At 71.4% G+C, this 22,218-nt stretch carries 20 protein-coding genes; 10 read left to right on the top strand and 10 right to left on the bottom strand.

Features of this window, described 5'->3' with window-relative positions; all coding sequences use genetic code 11:
* Nucleotides 1–132 precede the first annotated feature (132 nt).
* From OHU89_RS30615 to OHU89_RS30595, 5 genes are all read right to left on the bottom strand, one after another.
* Nucleotides 133–1,122, bottom strand: a complete 990-nt coding sequence (locus OHU89_RS30615) for a malate dehydrogenase (RefSeq protein WP_266888851.1) — start codon at nucleotides 1,120–1,122, stop codon at nucleotides 133–135.
* A 336-nt stretch (nucleotides 1,123–1,458) separates the two neighbouring features.
* On the bottom strand, nucleotides 1,459–2,613 hold the full coding sequence (locus OHU89_RS30610) for a DUF2690 domain-containing protein (protein WP_405647598.1): 1,155 nt from the start codon (nucleotides 2,611–2,613) through the stop codon (nucleotides 1,459–1,461).
* A 342-nt stretch (nucleotides 2,614–2,955) separates the two neighbouring features.
* Nucleotides 2,956–3,429: a helix-turn-helix domain-containing protein gene (locus OHU89_RS30605; protein WP_405647595.1), complete on the bottom strand. Its 474-nt coding sequence runs from the start codon at nucleotides 3,427–3,429 to the stop codon at nucleotides 2,956–2,958.
* Nucleotides 3,430–3,643: 214 nt separating this feature from the next.
* The gene (locus OHU89_RS30600; protein WP_405647593.1) at nucleotides 3,644–4,138 is read right to left on the bottom strand and encodes a DUF3017 domain-containing protein; all 495 of its coding nucleotides are present in this window, start codon (nucleotides 4,136–4,138) and stop codon (nucleotides 3,644–3,646) included.
* Nucleotides 4,128–4,982, bottom strand: coding sequence for a bifunctional methylenetetrahydrofolate dehydrogenase/methenyltetrahydrofolate cyclohydrolase (locus tag OHU89_RS30595; RefSeq protein WP_405647591.1), 855 nt, complete (start codon nucleotides 4,980–4,982; stop codon nucleotides 4,128–4,130). Before OHU89_RS30595 ends, OHU89_RS30600 begins: the two co-directional genes overlap by 11 nt.
* 274 nt (nucleotides 4,983–5,256) lie before the next feature.
* On the opposite strand from OHU89_RS30595, the gene OHU89_RS30590 reads away from it, so the two are divergent.
* The 6 genes from OHU89_RS30590 (at nucleotide 5,257) to OHU89_RS30565 (ending at nucleotide 11,229) form a co-directional block, all read left to right on the top strand.
* Nucleotides 5,257–5,913: a hypothetical protein gene (locus OHU89_RS30590; protein ID WP_266888855.1), complete on the top strand. Its 657-nt coding sequence runs from the start codon at nucleotides 5,257–5,259 to the stop codon at nucleotides 5,911–5,913.
* A 129-nt stretch (nucleotides 5,914–6,042) separates the two neighbouring features.
* Complete coding sequence (locus tag OHU89_RS30585) at nucleotides 6,043–6,789, top strand: FHA domain-containing protein (RefSeq protein ID WP_361550922.1); 747 nt, start codon at nucleotides 6,043–6,045, stop codon at nucleotides 6,787–6,789.
* Nucleotides 6,786–8,288: a protein kinase domain-containing protein gene (locus tag OHU89_RS30580; protein ID WP_405647589.1), complete on the top strand. Its 1,503-nt coding sequence runs from the start codon at nucleotides 6,786–6,788 to the stop codon at nucleotides 8,286–8,288. Before OHU89_RS30585 ends, OHU89_RS30580 begins: the two co-directional genes overlap by 4 nt.
* A 90-nt stretch (nucleotides 8,289–8,378) precedes the next feature.
* The gene (locus tag OHU89_RS30575; protein ID WP_405647587.1) at nucleotides 8,379–8,870 is read left to right on the top strand and encodes a hypothetical protein; all 492 of its coding nucleotides are present in this window, start codon (nucleotides 8,379–8,381) and stop codon (nucleotides 8,868–8,870) included.
* A 134-nt stretch (nucleotides 8,871–9,004) separates the two neighbouring features.
* Nucleotides 9,005–9,745: an FHA domain-containing protein gene (locus OHU89_RS30570; RefSeq protein WP_405647585.1), complete on the top strand. Its 741-nt coding sequence runs from the start codon at nucleotides 9,005–9,007 to the stop codon at nucleotides 9,743–9,745.
* The gene (locus OHU89_RS30565; protein WP_405647583.1) at nucleotides 9,742–11,229 is read left to right on the top strand and encodes a protein kinase domain-containing protein; all 1,488 of its coding nucleotides are present in this window, start codon (nucleotides 9,742–9,744) and stop codon (nucleotides 11,227–11,229) included. The genes OHU89_RS30570 and OHU89_RS30565 overlap by 4 nt, the downstream gene beginning before the upstream one ends.
* A gap of 102 nt (nucleotides 11,230–11,331) precedes the next feature.
* Here the strand turns inward: OHU89_RS30565 and OHU89_RS30560 are convergent, their stop codons facing one another.
* A complete protein-coding gene (locus OHU89_RS30560) occupies nucleotides 11,332–11,673 on the bottom strand; it encodes a hypothetical protein (protein WP_405647581.1) in 342 nt (113 codons plus the stop codon).
* A 198-nt stretch (nucleotides 11,674–11,871) separates the two neighbouring features.
* Between OHU89_RS30560 and OHU89_RS30555 the strand changes: the two genes are divergently transcribed.
* Complete coding sequence (locus OHU89_RS30555; RefSeq protein WP_266888863.1) at nucleotides 11,872–12,453, top strand: peptidoglycan-binding protein; 582 nt, start codon at nucleotides 11,872–11,874, stop codon at nucleotides 12,451–12,453.
* 497 nt (nucleotides 12,454–12,950) lie between these two features.
* Nucleotides 12,951–14,786, top strand: coding sequence for a protein kinase domain-containing protein (locus OHU89_RS30550; RefSeq protein ID WP_405647579.1), 1,836 nt, complete (start codon nucleotides 12,951–12,953; stop codon nucleotides 14,784–14,786).
* A 40-nt stretch (nucleotides 14,787–14,826) separates the two neighbouring features.
* Here OHU89_RS30550 and OHU89_RS30545 read toward each other — a convergent pair whose 3' ends face one another.
* The 3 genes from OHU89_RS30545 to purN form a co-directional block, all read right to left on the bottom strand.
* Entirely contained in the window at nucleotides 14,827–15,570 is a 744-nt protein-coding gene (locus OHU89_RS30545) for an AAA family ATPase (protein WP_405647577.1), read from the bottom strand.
* A gap of 83 nt (nucleotides 15,571–15,653) precedes the next feature.
* Entirely contained in the window at nucleotides 15,654–17,219 is a 1,566-nt protein-coding gene (purH, locus tag OHU89_RS30540) for a bifunctional phosphoribosylaminoimidazolecarboxamide formyltransferase/IMP cyclohydrolase (protein ID WP_405647575.1), read from the bottom strand.
* Nucleotides 17,216–17,845 (bottom strand): phosphoribosylglycinamide formyltransferase, encoded by a 630-nt coding sequence (purN, locus tag OHU89_RS30535; protein ID WP_266888867.1) that lies wholly within the window; start codon nucleotides 17,843–17,845, stop codon nucleotides 17,216–17,218. The genes purH and purN overlap by 4 nt, the downstream gene beginning before the upstream one ends.
* A gap of 283 nt (nucleotides 17,846–18,128) precedes the next feature.
* Between purN and OHU89_RS30530 the strand changes: the two genes are divergently transcribed.
* A complete protein-coding gene (locus tag OHU89_RS30530) occupies nucleotides 18,129–18,890 on the top strand; it encodes a hypothetical protein (RefSeq protein ID WP_405647573.1) in 762 nt (253 codons plus the stop codon).
* 31 nt (nucleotides 18,891–18,921) lie between these two features.
* Here OHU89_RS30530 and OHU89_RS30525 read toward each other — a convergent pair whose 3' ends face one another.
* Nucleotides 18,922–21,036, bottom strand: coding sequence for a DUF6350 family protein (locus OHU89_RS30525; protein WP_405647570.1), 2,115 nt, complete (start codon nucleotides 21,034–21,036; stop codon nucleotides 18,922–18,924).
* Nucleotides 21,037–21,132: 96 nt separating this feature from the next.
* Between OHU89_RS30525 and OHU89_RS30520 the strand changes: the two genes are divergently transcribed.
* Nucleotides 21,133–22,206: a sigma factor-like helix-turn-helix DNA-binding protein gene (locus tag OHU89_RS30520; protein ID WP_405647567.1), complete on the top strand. Its 1,074-nt coding sequence runs from the start codon at nucleotides 21,133–21,135 to the stop codon at nucleotides 22,204–22,206.
* Nucleotides 22,207–22,218: the final 12 nt, after the last annotated feature.

Genomic DNA, 22,218 nt, shown 5'->3' with positions numbered 1-22,218 from the left:
CGAATCACCTTGGCGGGTAACGTTCTTGACGGTAGCGGTGAAAACGGGCGCGGGCCCCGCTCCGGAAGAAACCGGAACAGGGCCCGTGCAGGCTCGTGACAGAAGCCGCGTGACCTCTGCGGAACGTTCGGCTCAGATGAGGCCGAGGGCGCGGACCGCCTCGCGCTCCTCCGCGAGCTCGGCGACGGAGGCGTCGATCCGGGCGCGGGAGAACTCGTTGATGTCCAGGCCCTGGACGATCTCGTACTTGCCGTCCTTGGTGGTGACCGGGAAGGAGGAGATCAGGCCCTCCGGGACGCCGTAGGAGCCGTCCGACGGGATGCCCATGGAGGTCCAGTCGCCGTCCGCGGTGCCGTTGACCCAGGTGTGGACGTGGTCGATGGCGGCGTTGGCGGCCGACGCGGCGGAGGACGCGCCACGGGCCTCGATGATCGCGGCGCCGCGCTTGGCGACGGTCGGGATGAAGGTGTCGGCCAGCCAGGCCTCGTCGTTGACGACCTCGGCGGCGTTCTTGCCTGCGATCTCCGCGTGGAAGATGTCGGGGTACTGGGTGGCGGAGTGGTTGCCCCAGATGGTCAGGCGCTTGATGTCGGCGACCGTGGTGCCCGTCTTCTTCGCGAGCTGGGTCAGCGCGCGGTTGTGGTCGAGGCGGGTCATCGCGGTGAAGCGCTCGGCCGGCACGTCCGGGGCGGACGCCTGGGCGATCAGGGCGTTGGTGTTGGCCGGGTTGCCGACGACGAGGACCTTGATGTCGTCCGCGGCGTTGTCGTTGATGGCCTTACCCTGCGGCTTGAAGATGCCGCCGTTGGCAGAGAGCAGGTCACCGCGCTCCATGCCCTTGGTGCGCGGGCGGGCGCCTACGAGGAGGGCTACGTTCGCACCGTCGAAGGCGACGTTCGGGTCGTCCGTGATGTCGATGCCCTGGAGCAGCGGGAACGCGCAGTCGTCCAGCTCCATGGCGGTGCCCTCGGCGGCCTTGAGCGCCGGGGTGATCTCCAGGAGCCGCAGCTTGACCGGCACGTCCGCGCCGAGCAGCTGGCCGGAGGCGATGCGGAAGAGCAGGGCGTAACCGATCTGGCCGGCCGCGCCGGTGACGGTGACGTTCACGGGAGTGCGGGTCATGGCGTTCTCCGTATGACAGCTGGCGGTGGGGCTGCACTGCCCCGGGCCCGGGTGGGACGTACAAATGATCGATCTCTTGGTATCAAGAGATCCACCGGTCAGGCTATCGCGCATCCGGGATCTCGGACCGCCGGGCCCCTGTGGCCCACCCCACAGAACGGCCCCCGAGACAAAAAGAGGCGGCCGCCCGTCCGGGAGAGGGGGGACGAAGGCGGCCGCCGTATGGGGGTACCGACGTGGCCGGACTCCCGTGGGGGTACCGTTCGCGTGCCCACGATTCGTCCGGCCATGCCTGCGGCCCCGAAATTGTTCTCAGCCTCGCCGACTACTCGGCGGCTACTGGGTGCACCCCTTCTCCCCCGCCGCCAGCGTCACGCAGGCGGTGGCGTCGCCGGCGTCCTTCACCGCGACCATCGGCGTGTACGCGATGGTGTCCCCGGCCGTGCTGATCGAGCCGGTCTGCGCGGTCTTGCCGACGGTCACCGCGACCTTGTCGCCCTGCGCGGCCTGCGTGATACGGCCCCACGCGGCACCGCAGGTCTTGCTGTAGCGGACCTCCACGACCGTCGTGCCGACGGTGGCGGTCTGGGCGGTGGTCACCAGGTCCCCGCTGCACCCCATGCTCTCCGCGTCCTTGCCGGTGCAGGAGTCACCGCTGCACTCGACGCCGGGCGGGAGGTCGACGGAGGCGGTGACGCTCGGGGAGGGCGAGGCGCCGGAGCCCTCGTTCTTCTTCTTGTCGCCGCCGTTCGTGAGGAAGTACGCGGCGCCTATCACCACGAGCACCCCGACGACGCCCGCGAGGAACATCGTCAGCCGCCGCTTGCCTCCGCCAGGGGCGGGCGCTGCGCGGCGGGGACCCTGCGGAGGTTCGCCGTACGACGGCCCCGGGGACGGGGACGGCGTCGACACCGGGCGGGCCGGGCTCTCCGGGGCGCGTCCGCCCGACGGCGAGGGTCCGTTGTATCCGGCCATCCCCCAGGAGTTCGGGCCTTCCCGGACATCCGGCGTCGAGTCCCTGACCTCGGGCGACGTCGGCTGCGGCGGCACCGTCGGGGCCACGCCCGCGGGCCCGGCCACCCCCGGGGTCGCCGTGGCGCTGGTGCTCTTGCGGGCGGTCTTGCTGCCCTTGGCGTTCGCCGGGGGCGCCCCGAACTCGCCGAGCGCGGCACGCGCCTGGGAGATACGGATGGCCTCCATGGTCATGTCGTGGCGCATCTCGGAGCGGCTCCAGGCGCGCTCGGCGAGCTCCCACATCGTGGTCAGATGAATGGGATTGGTACCGGTGACCTCGGCCAGCGCCACGATCGCGCCCTTGGGCGCGAGCAGCCGGCCGTTGAGATAACGCTCCCAGGACGTCTTGCTGTAGCCCGTGCGGTCGGCCAGCGCCGCGACGCTCAGTCCGCTGCGGTCCACGAGCCGCCGCAACTGGCTGGCGAACTCCCTGACCTGCGGATCCAGTTCATCGGGCAAGGCCCTCCAACGAGGCATTGCTTCCCCCCTCTTCCCCCCGGTTCGTGCTGGCTGTTGCTGCGTTTCCCCCGCGCGTGGTGCCCTCTGCCGAGTCCCCGTCTGGCTACCCACAGGGATGCGCCCGCTAAGGATCTCAGTTCCCGGGGTGGGGGCGCACGGGTGCATCGGGGCTGTGGGCATGCACCGTTGCACGCCCACCACGCCGCGGTCCAGTCTTCCAGCGGCGGGACGTCCCGGACCGTCCCGATTGGCCACGCTAACTCGGACGTTGAACGACTTCGTCGCACATCCGCGAACTTGTCAATACATCGACACAAAGAACGCACACACTTCGTCACACTTGCCACTTCGGTATGAAACTCACCCAAAAGCCACGATGCCGCCGACCGCGACGACGAGCAGCAGGAGCAACAGCAGCCCCGCGTACAGCAGCAGACGGCCGCCGTCCCGTTTCTCCGCCTTCTCCTCCGGGGGCGCGTCCCACCACGGCAGCGTGGGGTCGTCCTCGTACTCCTCCGCCCGCTCCGCCCCTTGCGGCCGGGCCGGGACGGTCGCCGTGCGGGGCCAGGCCTGGACGGCGAGCTCCCAGCGGACCTTGACGCGCTCGACGTCCGCGTCGGCGAGACCGACGATCCGGCACAGGGCGGTCACCGCCTGCCGCGGCGGTGGCTGCGTGGCGTTGAGATAGCGGTGCCAGGAGGACTTGCTGTACGCGGTTTTCGCCCCCAGCGAGGCCAGGCTGAGGCCCGTACGGTCCTTGAGCCGCCGCAGCTGCTCCACGAAGTGCCGCACCTCCGGCGGCAGATCATCCGGCAGCGCCTGCCAGGCACCCATCCAGCTCACCTCCACGGTGTCGGACGACGTCAGGGAGGCGATCGGTTCCCCTTGTGGCAGGGACCGGACACCGTAGCGGAACGGTCACTTCCGTGCCACAGCGCACTGACAGCCGTTGAACGGGGCGTTCGCCGTACAAGAAGGTGGACGCAGACAGCGGCCCGTCCTTACTCGGGGGAGAGGACGGGCCGCCGTCGTCGTACGCGGGGTCCACCTAGCTGTCGACCGTGAAGTGCAGGGTGTCCTTCAGGAACGGAATCTCCAGCCAGGGGTTCGGCTGGGCCATCATCGACAGCAGGACGATCACCGCGCCCAGCAGACCGTAGGTGACGATGTCCGTGAAGCGGGAGCGCACCGCGAGCATGCCGACGTCCCGCACCAGCCAGCGCAGCGCGGCTCCGGCCACCAGCGCGGCGCCGATCAGCATCGTGCCGTAGCGGAAGACGTCGAGCGCGGTCATCAGCAGGCCGACCGCGACCGCACCGAGCACCAGGAGGATCGGCCACTGCCGTGCGGGCGCGGGGGCGTCGCTCGGGGCGGCCCGGCCGCCGCCCTCGGGGCGTGCGGTGTCCCTGGTGAACAGCGGGAAACGGCGGGTGGTGCGACGCGGCCTGCCCTCGGCGTCGGGGGCGCTGATCGCGTCCCGCACCTCGATCTCCGCACCTTCCCCCGCGTCCTGTCCCTCTGGGGGAGTCGTGTCAGCCTGCACTGCGCTCCGCCGCCTCGACCACGTTGACGAGCAGCTGGGCCCGGGTCATCGGGCCGACACCGCCGGGGTTCGGGGAGATCCAGCCGGCGACCTCGGCGACGCCGGGGTGGACATCGCCCACGATCTTGCCCTCGGCGCTGCGCGAGACGCCGACGTCGAGAACGGCGGCGCCCGGCTTCACGTCCTCGGGGCGGATCAGATGGGCGGAGCCGGCGGCGGCGACGATGATGTCCGCGCGCTTGAGGTGCGAGGACAGGTCGCGGGTGCCGGTGTGGCACTGGGTCACGGTCGCGTTCTCGCTGCGGCGGGTCAGCAGCAGCGGCATCGGGCGGCCGATGGTGACACCGCGACCGACGACCACGACCTCGGCGCCCTTGATCTCCACGCCGTACTGACGGAGCAGGGTGAGGACGCCGTTGGGGGTGCAGGGCAGCGGGGCCGGCTCGTTGAGAACCAGCCGGCCGAGGTTCATCGGGTGGAGGCCGTCGGCGTCCTTGTCCGGGTCCATCAGCTCCAGGATGCGGTTCTCGTCGATGCCCTTGGGCAGGGGCAGCTGGACGATGTAGCCCGTGCAGGCGGGGTCCTCGTTCAACTCCCGCACCGCCGCCTCGATCTCCTCCTGCGTCGCCGTCCCCGGCAACTCCCGCTGGATGGAGGCGATGCCGACCTGCGCGCAGTCGCGGTGCTTGCCGGCGACGTACTTCTGGCTGCCGGGGTCGGACCCGACGAGGATCGTGCCGAGGCCGGGCGTGATGCCCTTCTCCTTCAGCGCCGCCACGCGGGCGGTCAGATCGGACTTGATCGCGGCTGCGGTGGCCTTGCCATCGAGAATCTGGGCGGTCATGACCCCATCCTCGCGGATGACCGGGTCCCGGTTCCAATCCGGGTCCCGGGCGCCTGTCCCGCCGTATCCACTCAAGAGCACCTCCCTTGATCAACGAGGTTGCACTTGCACAACACATACGGATTGCGGCTGGACAACGAACCGGCCACTGAAGAACGATTGTGGCCACAGTGCCGCGGGCTGTACCGGGGGGACGAACCGCATCTGTTGAACATTCCTCCGAACCGTGCCGCTCGTCGTCCCCGCACATTCGGTAAACGGAGGAAACACCGCCATGAGTTTCGGCGATCCGAACAACCCTTACGGGCCCCCGCCCCAGCAGCCGCCGCCCGCTCCCGGTTACGGCTACCCGCAGCAGGCCCCGCCGCCGCCCGGCATCCCGCCGCAGCACCAGGCGTACCCCGGTTACCCGCAGCAGCCGGCGTACCCCGGCTACCCGGGCGGCAACATGATCCCGCAGTCGATGCCGGGCCTGCTGGTGACGGCCCGTGTCTTCCTGTACATCATCTCGGCCGTGCAGATCCTGGGCGGCCTGATCTACCTGTACATCGGTGCGTTCGTGAACGACGTGTCGGACGAGGCGGACTCCTTCAGCTCGTCCTCCGACGACCCGTTCAGCGAGCTCGGCGACATCGGCAACGCCGCGGCCGGCCTGATCGCGGGCATCGGGATCTTCATGCTCGGTCTCGCGACCCTGTCCATCATCCTGGGCGTCAAGTTCGGCCGGGGCGGCCAGGGTGTCCGCATCACCACGGTCATCTACGGCGCGCTCGGCACGATCATCGGCCTGGTCCTGCTCTTCGTCGGCCTCGACACGGGCATGGCCTCGGCGGTCATCCTGCCCCTGCTGTGGGTCGTCTTCGGCGCCATCATCACCGCCGCTCCGGTGGTGCCGAGCGGCACGGCCTGGTTCGCGCGCCCGCGCTACTGACCCTTCACGACTGACCAGTTCGCGCCAATCCTGTCCAAGGGCCGTGTCTCACCCGTACGAGGGGAGACACGGCCCTGGTGCGTCGCCCTAGGCTGATCCGGGTAGCCGTCAGGCACGGGGAGACGCACCTTGTACAGCATCATCGTGGTACCTCCGCCGACCACGGAGGACGAGCGAAACCGCACCCAGATCAGGCTCGCCCCCGGCGAGCGCCTCACCTTCGGCCGGTCCGCCCGGGAGAACGACCTGCGGATCGCCCATGACGGGGTGTCCCGCAGAGCCGGTGAGATCACCGCGCAGGGCGCCTTCTGGATCCTCAGCAACCTCAGCCGGGAACAGACGTACGTCGTCGAGAACCCGGAGGGCGCCGGCGAGCACATCAAGGTCGGCCCGGGGCGCCTGGACGCCCCCGTCCCCTTCGAGTTCTCGCGGATCGTGCTGCCCGCGGCCGGTGATCTGCTCCCCGTCGAGGTGTGGGCGCCGCGCCACGACTACCGGGACGGCGAGAGCGAGCGGGACGGTGACACCACGGCCGCCGCGTTCTCGCTGGACGCCTCCAAGCGCTACTTCGCGGTCCTCGCCGCCCTGTGCGAACCCCGGCTGCGCGGCGCACCGCACGCCCCGCTGCCCACCGTCGACCAGGTCGTGGACCGGCTGCGCCCCAACTGGCCCGCCGCGTCCCGTACTTCGGTGCAGTGGAACATCGACTACCTCGCCGTAAAGCTCCGCCTCAAGCCCGGCCCGGACGAGGCCGACACCGGCCCGCGCCTCAACGGCAAGAAGGAGTCGCTGGTCTCACTGGCACTCCGCTTCGATCTCGTACGGGAGGACGATCTGGTCGTCCTGACCGAGCCGTCCGGCCGGGTGGCCCGGTGACCGAGCCCTACGCCGTCCCGGTGCCCAAGGGCTACCGGGTGGGCGACTGGGAGGTGCGCGAGCCCCTCGCCACGGGCGCCTTCGGCAGCGTGTACGAGGGCCGCCGCACCGGCGACGGCGACCCGCGCACGGCCGCCCTGAAGTTCCTGCCGACCGGCACCGGAACGCCCCGGCAACTGGCCCATCTGCGCGAACTCGTCGAGCGCGAGGTCGAGTTGTACCGTCGACTGAAGCAGCCACGGCTGATCCGGATGTACGAGACGCTCGTCGTCGACGACCCGGAGCGCCCCGAGCTCGACGGCGCCACCGTCCTCGTACTGGAGCGGGCCGAAGGCTCCCTGAACGCCGTACGGCTCCCGGCGCCCGGTCCCCTTCTCGCGCAGATCTGCGAGGGCCTGGCCCAGTTGCACCATGCCGGGTGGGTGCACGGGGACCTGAAACCGGCCAATGTGCTGCTGATGGCGGACGGTTCGGCGCGACTGGCCGACTTCAACATGGCGGCGGAGATGGAGGGCACCCACGCGTACACGCCCGCCTTCTCCACGCCCGACTACACACCGCCGGAGCTGCTGTGGTCGGAGATCGGCGAACGCGGCCGCCGTATCCGCCCCTCCGCCGACGTGTGGGCGTTCGGCGTCCTGGCCCATCTGCTGCTCACCGGTTCCTTCCCGCTGCCCGGTGGCACCCCGTCGGCCCGCCGGGACGCGGCCGCCGCGTACGCCCGGGGCACCGACGAGCTGCGCCTGTCGCCCGAACTGCCGGACGCCTGGCGGGAGATCGTGCGGGAGTGTCTGGCCCGGACGCACGCCGAACGCATCGGTACCCAGGCGCTGCTACGGAGGGTGGAGGCCACGGCGGGCACGGACCGCTCGCCCCGACTGCGACGGCGCCGCTCCCGTCGTACAACTGCCGTCGCACTGGCCGCCGTTGCCGTCAGCGCCCTGGGGTTCGGCATCTGGGCGGCGCAGGACGACGGTTCCGACGCCAAGAACACCGCTGGCGCCGCCGCCTCCTACGGCGCCGCCGAACTGCGTACCGGCGAAGGTGTTCCCGTCGCCTACCGCCGTCTCATCGTCGACTCCGCCCATGACTGTCAACAGGCGGAGGTCACACCGGCGTTGCTCGCCGCGATGCTCAAGACGGAGAGCGACTTCGACGCGGAGCTGTCGGATCCCGCCAACAACGAGTACGGCATCGCCCGCTGGACCCCGAGCGTCCTGCGCTGGTGGATCCGGGCGGACGGCGTTCCGGCGAAGGAGACTCCCGCGCCACCCCTGACCCCCTCGCAGTCGATCCCGGCGATGAGCCGCTACCTCTGCTTCATCGAACCGCGGCTGAAGACCTCGCTGCCCGGTGACCGCCGGGTGCTGCTCGCGGCCTCCTACCGGACCTCGTACAAGAAGGTGAACGCCGCGGGCGGCGTTCCCCCGAACCAGCGTGCCTACGCCGCCCGCGTCGCTCACTGGCTCAAGGAGTACACGCCGCCCGGCGGGCAGTGACCCTGAGAGTTCTGAGGTACCTGCCCGCGACGCCCCCTGGAACGGTGGTCCACGGAAACACCGACCACGTTCATTCATGGGGGAACCATCATGAACATCGTGAAGCCCGCCGCACTGCTCGTCGCGGCCACCGCCCTGCTCGCCGGCTCCACGGTCGCGGCCACCGCCGCGGCCGGACCGACCGGCGGCTACCACCCCGACGGCACCCGGGTGACCAGCCTCCAGCAGACCGCGGACGAGGTGCTCGGCAAGGACCAGAAGGCACTGTCCGTCTCCGCCGACAAGGTCGCCTACGACGGCCTCGACGTCACCAAGGCCCCGCAGGGTACCTTCAGCGCCCAGGACCTGGCCTGCGACTACGGCCACCTGTGCATGATCGTCAAGGGCACCAAGTTCGACTTCTACAAGTGCCAGACGTGGACCGTCTCCAACTGGACCGGCGACGGCCCGTTCACCAACAACCAGACGCCCGGCACGGTCGCCAGGTTCTACAACAAGGACGGCAGCGAGCGCTGGTCGTCGACGGCGTACCAGGCCGGCACGGCGACGTGGGACCCTATCTACTCGCTGCGTCCCTGCTGATTTCTCCCCGAATTCTCCACCTGACACGCCGTATCACGGAGAAGCTTCGGACTCTTCGAGGAACGTCCCCTACCCTCCCCTTCGTTGGACTGGGGGAGGGTGGCCCTCATGGAATCGGGCGAGGGGACGAATCCATGTACAGCGTCATCGTCGTGCCTCCGGCATGCGCGCGGCCGGACGACCAGATCAGGATCGCCACAGGTGAGCGGCTCACCTTCGGGAGGGCCGAGGGAGGCGACGGCCTCACCATCGCGCACGAGGGGGTGCCCCGGATCGCCGGGGAGATCTCCGCACAGGGCACCTTCTGGCTGCTGAGCAACCGCAGCGAGCACCAGACCTACGTGGTGGAGAACCCGGAAGGTGCCGGGGAGCACATCAAGGTCGGCCCGGGGCGCGTGGACGCGCCGGTGCCCTTCGAGTTCTCGCGGATCGTCCTGCCCGCCGCGGGCGACCTGCTCACCTTCGACGTCTGGGCGCCACGGCACGTCTTCCGCAGTGTCGCCCGGCACGGGCTCTCCGGAGCCCTCACCGCACCGGCGTTCACCCTCGACCGCACCAAGCGGTACTTCGCGGTCCTGGCCGCCCTGTGCGAACCCCGGCTGCGCGGCGAACCGCACGCCTCGCTGCCGGCGGTCGAGCAACTGGTGGAACGACTGCGCCCGGTGTGGCCCTCGGCCAGCCGCTCGGCCGTCTACTGGAACATCGACTACCTCGCCCTGAAGCTGCGACTACGGCCCGGCCCGGACACAGCGGAACCCGGCCAGCGCGTCAACGGCAAGAAGGAGTCGCTGGTCTCGCTCGCGCTCCGTTTCGACCTGGTCTGCGAGGACGATCTGGTGGTGCTGGCCGGGTCCGCGACAGAGGCGGCACGGTGAGCGGGGAAACGCACGCCGTCCTGGTGCCGAAGGGGTATCGGGTGGGCCGTTGGGAGGTTCGCGAGCCCCTGGCATCCGGGGCGTTCGCAAGCGTGTACGCGGGCAGGCTCGTCGGGACGGGCGGCAGCGGAGACGGCCTTGTCGGGGACGGCGAGCCGGAGCTGCCGCGCCGGGTGGCCCTGAAGTTCCTGGCGACCGGCACCCGCACCCCACGCCAGCTGAATCACCTGCGCGAACTGGCGGAAAGGGAAGTGGAGTTGCTGGGCCGACTGCGGTCGCCGCGGCTGATCCGGATGTACGACACCCTGACCGTGGACGACCCGGAGCACCCGGATCTCGACGGCGCCACCGTCCTCGTACTGGAGCGGGCCGAAGGGTCCCTGGAGGACGTGGAGATCCCTGACCCCGGGCCCCTGCTCGCCCAGATCTGCGCGGGGCTGGCCCAGCTGCACCACGCCGGCTGGGTGCACGGCGACCTCAAGCCGGCCAACGTGCTGCTGATGAAGGACGGTTCGGTCCGGCTGGCCGACTTCAACATGGCCGCGGAGATGCAGGGCACCCACGCCTACTCCCCCGCCTTCACGACCCCCGACTACACCCCGCCGGAGCTGCTGTGGCCGGAGATGGACGAGCGGGGCACCCGGATCCGCCCCGCCACCGACGTCTGGGCCTTCGGGGTCCTCGCCCACGTCGTCCTCACCGGTACCTTCCCATTGCCGGGCGGCACGACCGACGCTCGCTGCGACGCGGCGACACGGTACGCGCGGGGCACGGAGGACCTGCGACTGTCGCCCGAACTCCCCGAATCCTGGCGGGAGATCATCCACGACTGCCTGGCCCCCACGCACGGTGAGCGGGTCGGGACGCAGGCGTTGCTGCGCCGGGTGGAGCAGGCTTCAGGCACGCCCCGCTCGCCTCGGCCACGTCTCTGGCGCCGGCATCCCGTTCGGGCAGCACTCCTCGCGACCTTGCTGCTGGCGACGGCGGGGCTCGTGGGTGCGGCGGCAGGGGCGCACCGGTCTGCCACCTCGTACGACGGGACCCCGGTGTACGCGGCCCTGCCCCAGGCATCGGCGCCGGTGGACGCCAGCGGCGAACCGGTCTTCCGCTACCACCGCTGCCCCCTGGACACCATCTGCTTCTTCAGCGAGTACAACGGCAACGGCCTGATGTGCATATGGCAGGGCGACGACGCGAACTGGCAGTCGGGCACGCGCACCTGCCCCTGGGCGGCGACCGCTCCCGTCCGGTCCGTCCACAACAACATCCTGGGCGACCGAGGGTTCAGCGGCGTGGCGTACTACCGCGGCACCGAGTTCACCCCGGCGGGCCACGACCGGGGCCGTTCGACGCGGCGGACCGGCTGCACCGATGTGAACAGCATGGGGAACCTGGCGGGCACCTACGCGCCGCTCTCGCACAAGCTGGTGAGCAGCTGCTCGGACGAACCAGGTTTCCGGGAGTGGGTGTCGTCGGTCTGGTGAGCTCGCTCAGCGGAGGTCCGGTCGCAGTGGCCGGACCTCCGTACCGCGGCACGAGCCGGCACGGGGGAGCTCCGGACCCTCACGGGCGGGCGCGGTCACTGTTCACGGGGTCAGAGTGATGGACGTGCAGTCCTCACAGCCCTTGTGCTGGGACGCCTGGTAGTTCCCCGTGGAGTTCTTGATCGTGGCCTTGTCCGCGTTGTGCACCCACCCCTTCCAGGTCCCGTTCGTCTTGACCCGGACCCAGGCGTGCCCCGCACACGAGGTTCCCGTCTTCTGGGTGTAGGCGAGTGTGCGGCTGCTGTAGGCGTCGTAGAACGTCTTGATGCCGTTGCAGGTACGCGTGATGGTGTCCTCGGTGGCCGAAGCGGGCCCGCCGGCGATCATGACGGCCCCGATCGCGCCGGCGACTGCCACGGCTCCGAGCCTCTTCCCTGCGCGCATGGTGATTCCTTCCCCGTTCGTTCCCTGTGGTCGGTCGCCATTCTCGGGAGTCGTCCGCGCTCGGTACACCTGGGAAGTTGCAGGGTCACCCGCGATCGCAGTCGTATATATGATCACCCCGCAGTATTCGCCTTGGCATGACCAGGACTTGACGTTCCTGGCGTCCAGGGCGAGAACCACCAACGGGGAAGGAACACCATGAACTTCCGTACCACCCGGGCCCGTCTGGCCGTCGCCGCGGTGAGCGCCGCGGCCGCGGGCGCGCTGGCCGTCAGCGCCTCGCCCGCCTCCGCGTCCGCCTCCAACGGCTATGTCAGCGGCGGCGGTTCGTTCTACGACGACTTCGCCGACGAGGGCACCCTGTCGACCTCGGCCCACAAGGACTCCAACGCGACCTGCTTCTGGCAGATCATCCTGTACGCCGAGGGCGTCAAGGAGAGCAACGGCACGCAGTTCGACAAGGCCGATGTCGACGGCAAGTTCGGTGCGAACACCAAGTACGCCACCAAGCAGCTGCAGAAGGCCTGGGGTCTGACGCAGGACGGCATCGTCGGCAAGAAGACGTTCGGCGCGGCGGACGACAAGTGGAACTCGTCGACCGGAGCGGGTGAGCTGGAGTACCGCAGCACCGGCTCGACCTCGGCCACGAAGTACAAGGTCCGTTACCACGGCAGCCGTTACTACTTCGACATCTTCCGCACGTCGGACGGCAAGTACCGCATCTACCACAACAGCCAGTGGCAGTACGCGAGCTACAAGAACAACAGCAGCTGCAGCTGAGCCGGCAGCGACCCCTCTTCGGCCCGCCGGTTCCGACCGGCGGGCCGAAGCCCTTTTCCCGGGCGATCCGGGCCGCACGGCGGCTACCTGAACAGTTATAGGTACTGCTCGCCCGGTACTCCCAGCAGAGTGAGCAGAGTGATGTGTGTGCCGCCGGAAGGCGGCACTCAGCACGTGGCACACAGCACGTACAACGCCGGCCTCCGCCGGACTCATCAACGGGTCCGGCACGCACCACAACGAATGGAAGGACGAGGGGACCCTGTCCACCCTGCACCTGGTGTACGTGGGCCAGAAGACCAAGTTCGAGCTGTTCCGCAACACCAAGGGGCGGTACGCGCTCAAGCAGGACGGCGGCACTCTGCCTCCTACACCAAGCGCACCTGCAAGTAGCCTTCTCGCACATACGCCCGATCCCCCCGGCCCCGGCACGCTAGCCTCACCTCAACTGGCGTGAGGCCTGGGCACGTTGAGGCAGAACAGCACTCGGGGGACAAATGACGGACCAGCGGCACCCCACGCCGCCGTACCGCACCGCGCTCATACAGGCGGGCGCCGACCCACTGCAGCCCGCCGACCCCGCCCGGATCGGACCGTACGTGCCGCTCGGGCGGCTCGGCAGCGGGGGGATGGGGCGGGTCTTTCTGGCGCGGCCCGCCGACGACACCGCGGGGCTCGCCGCGGTGAAGGTGATCCGGCCCGAGTACGCCGAGGACCCGGAGTTCCGGCGGCGGTTCGAGCGCGAGGCCGCCGTGCACGGGCGGGTCGACACCCCGCACGCGCCGCGGCTGCTCGGCACCGGGTTCGAGCACGAACTGCTCTGGATGGCCACCCAGTACGTCCCCGGCATCAACCTCGCCGACGCCGTACGCCATGGCGGCAGGCTGGAACCGACCGGTGTGTGGCGGCTGGTCGCGGAGCTCGGACAGGCCCTTTCGGCGCTGGCCGCCGCCGGGGTCGTACACCGGGATCTCAAGCCGTCCAACGTGCTGCTGTCCACGCGGGGCGTGCACGTCATCGACTTCGGCATCTCGCAGGCCGTCGACAGCAGCGCGATCACCGGCACCGGCAGCCGGGTCGGCACGCCCGCGTTCATGTCCCCCGAGTATCTGCGCGAGGGCCGCTGCGACGGCGCCTCCGACGTCTTCTCCCTCGCGGGCACGCTGATCTACGCCGCCACCGGGCACGCCCCGTTCGGCGACGGGACCGGGGTCGACGTCATGCACCGGGTGGCCTTCGAGGAGCCGAAAGCGGAGGTGATGTCCGAACTCGGTCCCGTGGACGGCCCGTTGGCCACCCTGCTGACCGCCTGCCTCGCCAAGGACCCGGCCGGCCGCCCCACCCCGCAGCAACTGATCGCCGCCGCCGCGACCGCGCTGAAGGGCGAGGCACCCGTCTGGCAGGAGCCCCTGGCCGGCCGCCTGCTCGACCGCCAGGAAGGCTGCGACTTACTCGAAGTGGCCTCGGCCGAGCAGACCGTTCACCTCCGCGCACCGGCGACTCCGGCGGTAACTCCCGCCCCCGGCCCGGGTTTCGGCCCCGCGACCCCGCCCGGGGCGTACGGGGCCACACCGGCCGGGGCGTACGGACCCGCCACACCGCCCGGGGCGTACGGGGCCACACCGGCCGGGGCGTACGAACCTGCCACACCGCCCGGCCAGTACACCCCCGATCAGAACGAGGCCCGACGCAGCCGGAAGAAGCCGGCCCTCGCTCTCGTGGCGGGCCTCGCCGTGGTCGCTGTGGCCGCGGGCGCCTTCTTCCTCACCCGCCCGTCCCACGATGAGACGGCCTCGGCCGCCCCGACCGCGAGCAGCAGCACCGGCCCCGCCTCGGACGCCGAAGCGGCCTCGGCCCTGCCCGGCACCTCCGCCTCCCCTTCCCCGAGCACAGCGGAGGAGAAGAAGGAGGCGATGGAGGAGGGAGAGAAGCAGACGGAGTCGGACGGCGGCACCTCCGGATCCGACGACGGCGCCGCGGGCACGCCCTCCGCGACGGCCACCGCCGGCGGCACCGGCGGAACCTCGGGCGGCGGCGCCCCCACCCCGACCGCCACCGTCACCGAGACCGCCCCCACCGACCCTGCCTGGATCTCCGACTGCACCTACTACTCCGGCACCGAGCTCACCAAGCACGGCGACAAGGGCCAACGCGTCGTCCAGGTCCAGTGCATGCTCACCAAACGCGGCTACAGCGTCGGAGACGCGGGCGTGGACGGCCGGTTCGGCAACGCCACCCTGGCCGCGGTCAAGCAGTTCCAGGGCGCGAAGGGGCTGGAGGTCGACGGGAAGGTGGGCCCTCAGACGTGGGCGGCGCTGCGGAGTTCGACCTAGCCGCCACCCGGCCGCCACCCGGCCGACGTCCAGCCGCCGCCTAGCCGACTATGTGGCGCAGATACGCCCGCGGGTCGTTCAGATAGCGCCGCCAGTGCTCGACCAGCTCCAGTTCGTGCCACTCGACGGAGCGCATCCCGTGCTCGCCGACCTCGATGATCTCGGCGCCGGGCAGTGCGGTGAGCAGGGGTGAGTGAGTGGCGCAGATGATCTGGGCGCCCGTCCGGGAGAGGTCGTCGAGCACGCCCACGAGTTCGAGGCAGGAGGCGAAGGAGAGCGCGGACTCCGGCTCGTCCAGGACGTACAGGCCGGGATCGAGGAAGCGCTCGCGAAACGCCATCAGGAAACCCTCGCCGTGGCTCATCTCGTCCGGGGTGCCGGACAGGCGGCCCGTGTGCCGTTCGCGGCCGAGGGCGTCGAGCGCGGTCTCGGCCCGCAGGAAGAAGCCCCGGCGGCGGGTGTGGGGGCCCCGCAGCATCCGGCGCCCGGCCACGGTCGCCTCGAACCGCATCCGGCCGCCGAGGACCGACGGCTCCCGGGGACCGGCGTAGCGATGGCCTGCCGACCCGCCCCAGGGATCGAGACCGAAGGCCTCGGCCAGCGCCTCGACGAGGGTCGACTTGCCCGAGCCGTTCTCCCCGACCAGGAAGGTGACCGGCGCGGTGAAGCGCAGTCCGTCGTCGAGCAACTGCCGCACGCACGGCACCGACCACGGCCACACCGGGCCGCCGCCGGGCCCCAGCTCGTCCTCGGCCACATGGGCGTACGCGCGTTCCACGATCATGCCGCCAGGCTCTCACCCGGCACTGACAACGGCAGGGCGGCGACGGGATGAGACCCCGCCGCCGCCCGTGGACCGCCCGCGACTCAGTGGAAGAAGTGCCGCGTCCCCGTGAAGTACATCGTCACGCCCGCCTTCTTCGCGGCCTCGACGACCAGCTCGTCACGGACCGAACCGCCGGGCTGGACGACCGCCTTCACGCCGGCCCCGACGAGGATCTCCAGACCGTCGGGGAAGGGGAAGAAGGCGTCGGAGGCGGCGTAGGAACCCTGCGCGCGCTCCGTGCCGGCCCGCTCGACGGCCAGCTTCGCGGAGTCGACGCGGTTGACCTGACCCATGCCGACGCCGACCGAGGCGCCGTCCTTGGCGAGGAGGATCGCGTTGGACTTCACCGCGCGGCAGGCCTTCCAGGCGAAGGACAGCTCGGCGAGCTCGGACGCGCTCAGCGCCTCGCCCGTCGCCAGCGTCCAGTTCGCCGGGTCGTCGCCGTCCGCCTGGAGGCGGTCGGTGACCTGGAGCAGCGCGCCGCCGTCGACGAGCTTGAGCTCGACCGGGTTCGCGGGGGCGGCCGGCGCCTTCAGGACGCGGATGTTCTTCTTCTTGGCGAGGGCCTCCAGGGCCCCCTCCTCGTAGTCCGGCGCGACGATGACCTCGGTGAAGATCTCGGCGACCTGCTCGGCCATCTCCTTCGACACCGGGCGGTTGACCGCGATCACGCCGCCGAACGCCGACAGCGGGTCACACGCGTGTGCCTTGCGGTGCGCCTCGGCGACGTCCGCGCCGACCGCGATACCGCAGGGGTTGGCGTGCTTGATGATCGCGACGGCAGGCTCGTCGTGGTCGTACGCGGCACGGCGGGCGGCGTCCGTGTCCGTGTAGTTGTTGTACGACATCTCCTTGCCGTGCAGCTGCTCGGCCTCGGCGAGACCGCCACCGCTGCCGTCGACGTAGAGCGCGGCCGGCTGGTGCGGGTTCTCGCCGTAGCGGAGGGTGTTGTTGCGCTCCCAGGTGGCGCCCAGGAAGTCGGGGAACTGCGACTCGTCCACGGGCGCGTAGGAGGACGCGAACCAGGAGGCGACCGCCACGTCGTAGGACGCGGTGTGCTGGAAGGCCTCGGCCGCGAGCCGCTTGCGGGTGGCGAGGTCGAAGCCGCCGTCCTGGACGGCGCTCAGGACGTCGGCGTACCGCGCGGGGCTGGTGACCACGGCCACCGAGGGGTGGTTCTTGGCGGCGGCGCGGACCATCGACGGACCGCCGATGTCGATCTGCTCCACGCACTCGTCCGGCGAGGCGCCCGAGGCGACGGTCTCGCGGAACGGGTAGAGGTTGACGACGACCAGGTCGAACGGCTCGACGCCCAGCTCGGCCAGCTGCCGCTGGTGGTCCTCCAGGCGCAGGTCGGCGAGGATGCCGGCGTGCACGCGCGGGTGCAGCGTCTTGACGCGGCCGTCCAGGCACTCGGGGAAGCCGGTGAGCTCCTCGACCTTGGTGACGGGGACGCCGGCGGCGGCGATACGGCCCGCGGTGGACCCGGTGGAGACGAGCTCCACGCCCGCCTCGTGCAGGCCGCGCGCGAGGTCTTCCAGACCCGTCTTGTCGTAGACGCTGACGAGCGCCCGTCGGATGGCCCGCTTGTTGCTCTCGGCGGTCACTGGATAACTACCTTTCGTCCCTCAATGCGATAGCCGTTGCGGGCTAGCCGCCCCACGACATCGACGAGCAGCCTTCGCTCGACTTCCTTGATGCGCTCGTGCAGAGCGCTCTCGTCGTCCTCGTCCCGGACCTCCACCACGCCTTGCGCGATGATCGGTCCGGTGTCGACGCCTTCGTCGACGAAGTGGACGGTGCAGCCGGTGACCCGGGCGCCGTACGCGAGCGCGTCACGGACGCCGTGGGCGCCGGGAAAACTGGGCAGCAGCGCGGGGTGGGTGTTCACGAACCGCCCGCCGTAGCGCGCGAGGAACTCCTTGCCCACGACCTTCATGAACCCGGCGGACACCACCAGGTCGGGCTCGTACGCGGCGGTCGCCTCGGCCAGCGCGGCGTCCCACTCCTCGCGGGTCCCGTGGTCCCTGACCTTGCACACGAAGGTGGGGATCCCGGCGCGCTCGGCACGGGCGAGCCCCTCGATGCCGTCGCGGTCGGCTCCTACGGCCACGATCTCGGCGCCGTAGGCCTCCGAGCCTGCCTGGCCGATGGTGTCGAGGAGCGCCTGGAGGTTGGTGCCGGATCCGGAGACCAGCACGACGAGGCGCTTGGCCACGGGCTTGGCGGCCACGGTGGGGCCCTTTCTCGGGGGAGCGTTTTCCGTACGGTCGACCGTATGTACGTTCGTACGAATGCTTCGCGCCCCGGGATACGGGGAAGTCTACGAAGCGGCCGAACGCCAGCAACGATACCGGCACTCCGGGCGGCCCCCACGGGACGGGGGCGTGGCCGGAAGGTAGCGTCTGGGAGGGCCCGAGTCGGGAACGTGGTCGTCGTGCGGTGCGTTTCCGAAGTGAAGGCTCACGCCAGACCGCCGTAAGACGTCGTATCACCTAGGGGAAGACGCTCACTTGATGCCGGACCGCAGCCTGCGACTCCTCACGCTCCCCCCGCAGTCGGTGCAGGGAGGGGAGCACCGCGGCGTGCTGCTGCGGGAGCGCCCTGCCTCTCCGCCCGACGCGCCCTCCGACAAGCCGGACAGTAAGGCGGAGGAGGACAACCCCTTCGCGCCGCCGCCGGAGGGCACCCCGGACCGTCCGTGGCAGCCGCGGCGCCCGGCGGACGACTCCTCCTCCGACGACGACAGCGCCCGCTCCCCCTGGGGCGGCCAGTGGAGCGACCGTCAGCCGGGCCGCTCCTCCGGCGGCTTCGGCGAGCGCCCCGGCGGCGGTCCCGGACCCGAGGGCCCGGGCGGTCCCGGACCCGGCACGGGCATGCGATGGGACCCGACCGACCCGGGTCAGCGCCGCGCGCGCTACTCGCTCCTGAGCGGTATGTGGGCGTTCTTCTTCGCCCTCTTCAGCTGGCCGTACGTCGCCCTGCTGCTCGGCTCGCTCGCCCTGTACTGGGGCATCAGCGCGCTGCGCGCCAAGCCGCGCACCCCCGACCCGGACACCCCGGCGCCCGAATCGGGCGGCCGCCCCCAGCGGACGGCTGCCATCAGCGGCCTGGTCACCTCGTCGCTGGCGATCGCGGTGGTGACGGCGACGTTCGTCCTGCACCTGGTCTACAGCGACTACTACACCTGCACGAGCGACGCCCTCACCAACGAGGCCAAGCAGTCCTGCAGCCAGCTCGTACCGGAGAAACTCCGGGACATCCTGGCCCCCGGCTGACGCGGGGAGCGGCGCCCGGCGCACCCCGCGATCACGGGGCCTCCGGCGGGTCCGACGGTGTCGACGCCTCCTTGAGCGCCGCCCAGCGGGTCTCGCGGGAGGCGTCGCCGTGCCAGGGCGAGCGAAGCGAGGTGGGGGTCCCCCCGCCCGGAGGGTGGGGGAGGGTCGCCGGGGCCGGGTAGGGGTCGGCGGGCAGGAAGTCGTACGGCTCGAAGGCGGGGTCGTCGTCGCCGGGGCCGTAGGGCGTGGCGGGCGTCGGGGGCGGTTGGTCGGCGGGCTTTCTGCGGGAGAACCAGCGGCGAGGCGAGGGCTTCGTGGCGGATGGGCCGGCCCCGTGGCCCGGGGAGGGCCGGTCGTCCGAGGGGGCCTCCGGGGTCCCGGCCGCCGCCGAGAGCTTCGGAACCGCCTGACCGGCGTCCCTCTTCCGCCGGAGCCAGCCGCGTGCCCGGCCTCCGGACGCCTGGGGCTCACCGGCCCCGGATTCGTGTCCCCCACCGATCTCCGATGGGCGCGCCACCGTCTCCGTTCCCGCGCCGCCGGCCCCGGGCTCCCGCGTCTCCGTCCACAGCGGCCCCAGCCCTGTCCCCCGCGACCCGCCCGTCTCCGGACTCGCCCCGCCGTGCCCACGCTCGGGTACGTCCGTGCCCGTCCCGCGCGCCTGCGCCTTCCCGCTCCTCGGCTTCCGCACCCGCCGCTCCCGGCACCGCCACGCCCGTAGCCCCAGGGCCGTGGGGATCGCCACCACCGAGGTCCACGCCAGCGCCGCCGCTCCCGTCAGCCACCACACCGGACCGAACCAGGCGAGTGCGGCGACTCCGAGCGGTCCGCCCGCGAGTGCGGCGAGCGTCGCGACGGCGGCCGCGCACAGGAGGGCCGCGAGCCCGGTGGTACCGGCGGTCCGGCCACGTGACCAGGGCGCGGCGGACCCGTGCCCCGACCGGTCGCCCACCTGCCCGGCACCCCTCGCCACGGCACCCCCGTCCGCGCCCTTCGCCTGTGCGCCGACACCCTTGCCCGGCGCCAAGACAGACGCCCCGGCCGTCGCTCCAACGGCACCCCCACCCCGCCCTCCGGCGAGCACCCCACCCCCCTCATCCGCTCTCCGACTCCCCGCCCGCCCCACGAACCACCCCACCGTCACCCCGGCCACCACCGGCACCCCCGCGGCCGCCCAGCTCACCCACGTCCCCGTCCCCGTCCCCGGCACCGCCGCCAGCAGCGGGAACGGCGGCAGGAGAGGTGCGGGGGCGGAGGACAGGGGCCCCACCACATGCCCCGCCCCCAGGACGAAGCCCGGCCCCAGCGCATACGACGCCGACCAGACGGCCGCGTTCGGCACCAGCGCCACGCACAACAGCAGCACCGCGAACCGGCCCGACCAGCCCTCCGTCAACTGGAGGAAGGAGAGCCGCGTCGCGTCGCCGTGCCACACCAGGGACGTTCCCAGGAGCAGCGCACCACCGCCCACCAGGACCGCCACCCCCGCGCCCGCGGCCCGCGCCGCCGTGCCGAGACGGCGGCGGGCGTCGGGGCCGAGAAGCAGACGCCGTACCCCCGCGGGAAGCAACAGCAGCGCACCGTCCACCGGTTCGCGCGGGCGGCCGTACGCCGTCCAGACCCCCGCGCCCGCCGCCAGCATCACGACCAGCGGCACGCACACTGCCGCCCACACCCACGCCGGCCGCAGAGCACCGCCCGCCGCATACAGCGCGACCCCCGTCCCGACGGCGAGATAGCCGAGGGCCACCCCCGCGAACGCCGTCCATCCCGAAGCCTCCGTGGAGTCGTCCACCGCGTCCCGCGCCGCCCGATGCACCAGCCACACCGGCAGCACGACCAGCAGCAACGGCGTCACCCCCACCGGCGCCGGAACCCCGGACAGCGTGTTGGTTCGCACCAGTTCCGCCCCGTGCGCCACCAGCCACAGAGCCGCCGCGACATGCAGCGCACCGCCCGGCCCGCTGTCCGGATACGGCGAACTGATCCACAGCACCATCACCAGCACGGCGAGCGAACCGAGCCCGAGCCCCGCCGCCAGCACGCCGGCCAGCAGGCTCGCGGCCAGTCCGGGCGATCGGTCCCGCAACCGGGTGAGCAGGGACGACTGGGGTGCTCGGCGAACGGTCATCTGGATCACGATCGCCATGCTCCCAACGACACGCGCTTTCTCGTCGCAACAGGCGAACCTCCGAAGTGTCGCCCAATATACGACTATGTACTTTTTCGTACGAAGAGGCCCCCTGTGACACAGAGCCCTGCGACCCCGCTCCCGCCGCCCAAGGAACGCCGACGCCTGCGCGAGGCCGGGTCCTTGACGCAGGCTCAGGTCGCCGAACGGGTGGGTGCCACCCGCGAGACGGTCCGCGCGTGGGAGTCCGGCCGTACGAATCCGCGGGGCCGGAAACGGGAGGCGTACGCGAAGCTGCTGGACTCCTTGGCGGAGGTCGAGGTGACGGTTCCTCAAGAGGTGACGGTCCCTCAAGAGGAGTCGTCTTCCGAACCCGGGGGACCGGCCGTCCCCCTGACCCCCGCTCAGGCCTTCGACGCGCTGTACGCGTTCTGCGCCCCGGCCCTCGTCCGGCAGTCCTATCTGCTCACCGGGCGCCGCGAACTCGCCCGCGAATCGGTCGAGCGGGCCTTTCAACTCGCCTGGCAGCGCTGGCCCGAAGTGGCCGTCGACCGCGACCCCGCGGGCTGGGTGCGCGCCACGGCGTACGAATACGCCCTCTCCCCCTGGCACCGCTTCCGCCCCAGATTCCGGCACCCGGAGCCACCGCCCGCCGAAGCGTCGGACCGCGCCCTGATGGACGTACTCCTCAAGCTCCCACCGCCGTACCGCCGCACGTTGCTGTTGTACGACGGTGTGGGCCTCGACCTGCCCGAGACCGCGGCGGAGACCGAGGCGAGCACGCCGGCGGCGGCGAACCGGCTGTTGCACGCGCGCGAGGCGGTCGCCACGAGGTTGCCTGCGCTGGCCGATCCCGCTGAGCTGCACCGGCGGCTCACCGAACTCGCCTCGACGGAACGCCTGCGGGCCGCGAAGCCGCCGACGGTGCGGACGGGGAGTGAGCGCAGGGCGCGGTTCTGGACGCGGGCGGCCATTGCCTTCACGGTGGCGCTGATCGGGACGACGGCGCTGACGGTACGGACGGCACCCACGCACTATGAGCCGCCGATCGCGCCGGGTGCGGAGATCGAGGGGGTGCCGCCGCGGGTGGCGCAGGGCGCGTTGTCGGCGGCGGAGGCGGAGCTGCGGGAGAAGCTGCGGGGCGGAATGATGAGCGGCCCGGAGAGGGTGCTGCCGCTGAGTCGTTAGCCTGCGGGCCGG

The sequence above is a fragment of the Streptomyces sp. NBC_00019 genome (assembly GCF_045041015.1).
Classification (GTDB): Bacteria; Actinomycetota; Actinomycetes; order Streptomycetales; family Streptomycetaceae; genus Streptomyces.
Note: the sequence above shows the minus strand (reverse complement) of the source record. Positions and strands in the feature narration are given on the sequence as shown.

Excerpts from the sequence above, each read along its gene's own strand:
- OHU89_RS30615 (WP_266888851.1), bottom strand. The coding sequence starts at position 1,122 with ATGACCCGCACTCCCGTGAACGTCACCGTCACCGGCGCGGCCGGCCAG.
- OHU89_RS30610 (WP_405647598.1), bottom strand. The coding sequence starts at position 2,613 with ATGCCTCGTTGGAGGGCCTTGCCCGATGAACTGGATCCGCAGGTCAGG.
- OHU89_RS30605 (WP_405647595.1), bottom strand. The coding sequence starts at position 3,429 with ATGGGTGCCTGGCAGGCGCTGCCGGATGATCTGCCGCCGGAGGTGCGG.
- OHU89_RS30595 (WP_405647591.1), bottom strand. The coding sequence starts at position 4,982 with ATGACCGCCCAGATTCTCGATGGCAAGGCCACCGCAGCCGCGATCAAG.
- OHU89_RS30590 (WP_266888855.1), top strand. The coding sequence starts at position 5,257 with ATGAGTTTCGGCGATCCGAACAACCCTTACGGGCCCCCGCCCCAGCAG.
- OHU89_RS30575 (WP_405647587.1), top strand. The coding sequence starts at position 8,379 with ATGAACATCGTGAAGCCCGCCGCACTGCTCGTCGCGGCCACCGCCCTG.
- OHU89_RS30570 (WP_405647585.1), top strand. The coding sequence starts at position 9,005 with ATGTACAGCGTCATCGTCGTGCCTCCGGCATGCGCGCGGCCGGACGAC.
- OHU89_RS30560 (WP_405647581.1), bottom strand. The coding sequence starts at position 11,673 with ATGCGCGCAGGGAAGAGGCTCGGAGCCGTGGCAGTCGCCGGCGCGATC.
- OHU89_RS30555 (WP_266888863.1), top strand. The coding sequence starts at position 11,872 with ATGAACTTCCGTACCACCCGGGCCCGTCTGGCCGTCGCCGCGGTGAGC.
- OHU89_RS30550 (WP_405647579.1), top strand. The coding sequence starts at position 12,951 with ATGACGGACCAGCGGCACCCCACGCCGCCGTACCGCACCGCGCTCATA.
- OHU89_RS30545 (WP_405647577.1), bottom strand. The coding sequence starts at position 15,570 with ATGATCGTGGAACGCGCGTACGCCCATGTGGCCGAGGACGAGCTGGGG.
- OHU89_RS30530 (WP_405647573.1), top strand. The coding sequence starts at position 18,129 with ATGCCGGACCGCAGCCTGCGACTCCTCACGCTCCCCCCGCAGTCGGTG.
- OHU89_RS30525 (WP_405647570.1), bottom strand. The coding sequence starts at position 21,036 with ATGGCGATCGTGATCCAGATGACCGTTCGCCGAGCACCCCAGTCGTCC.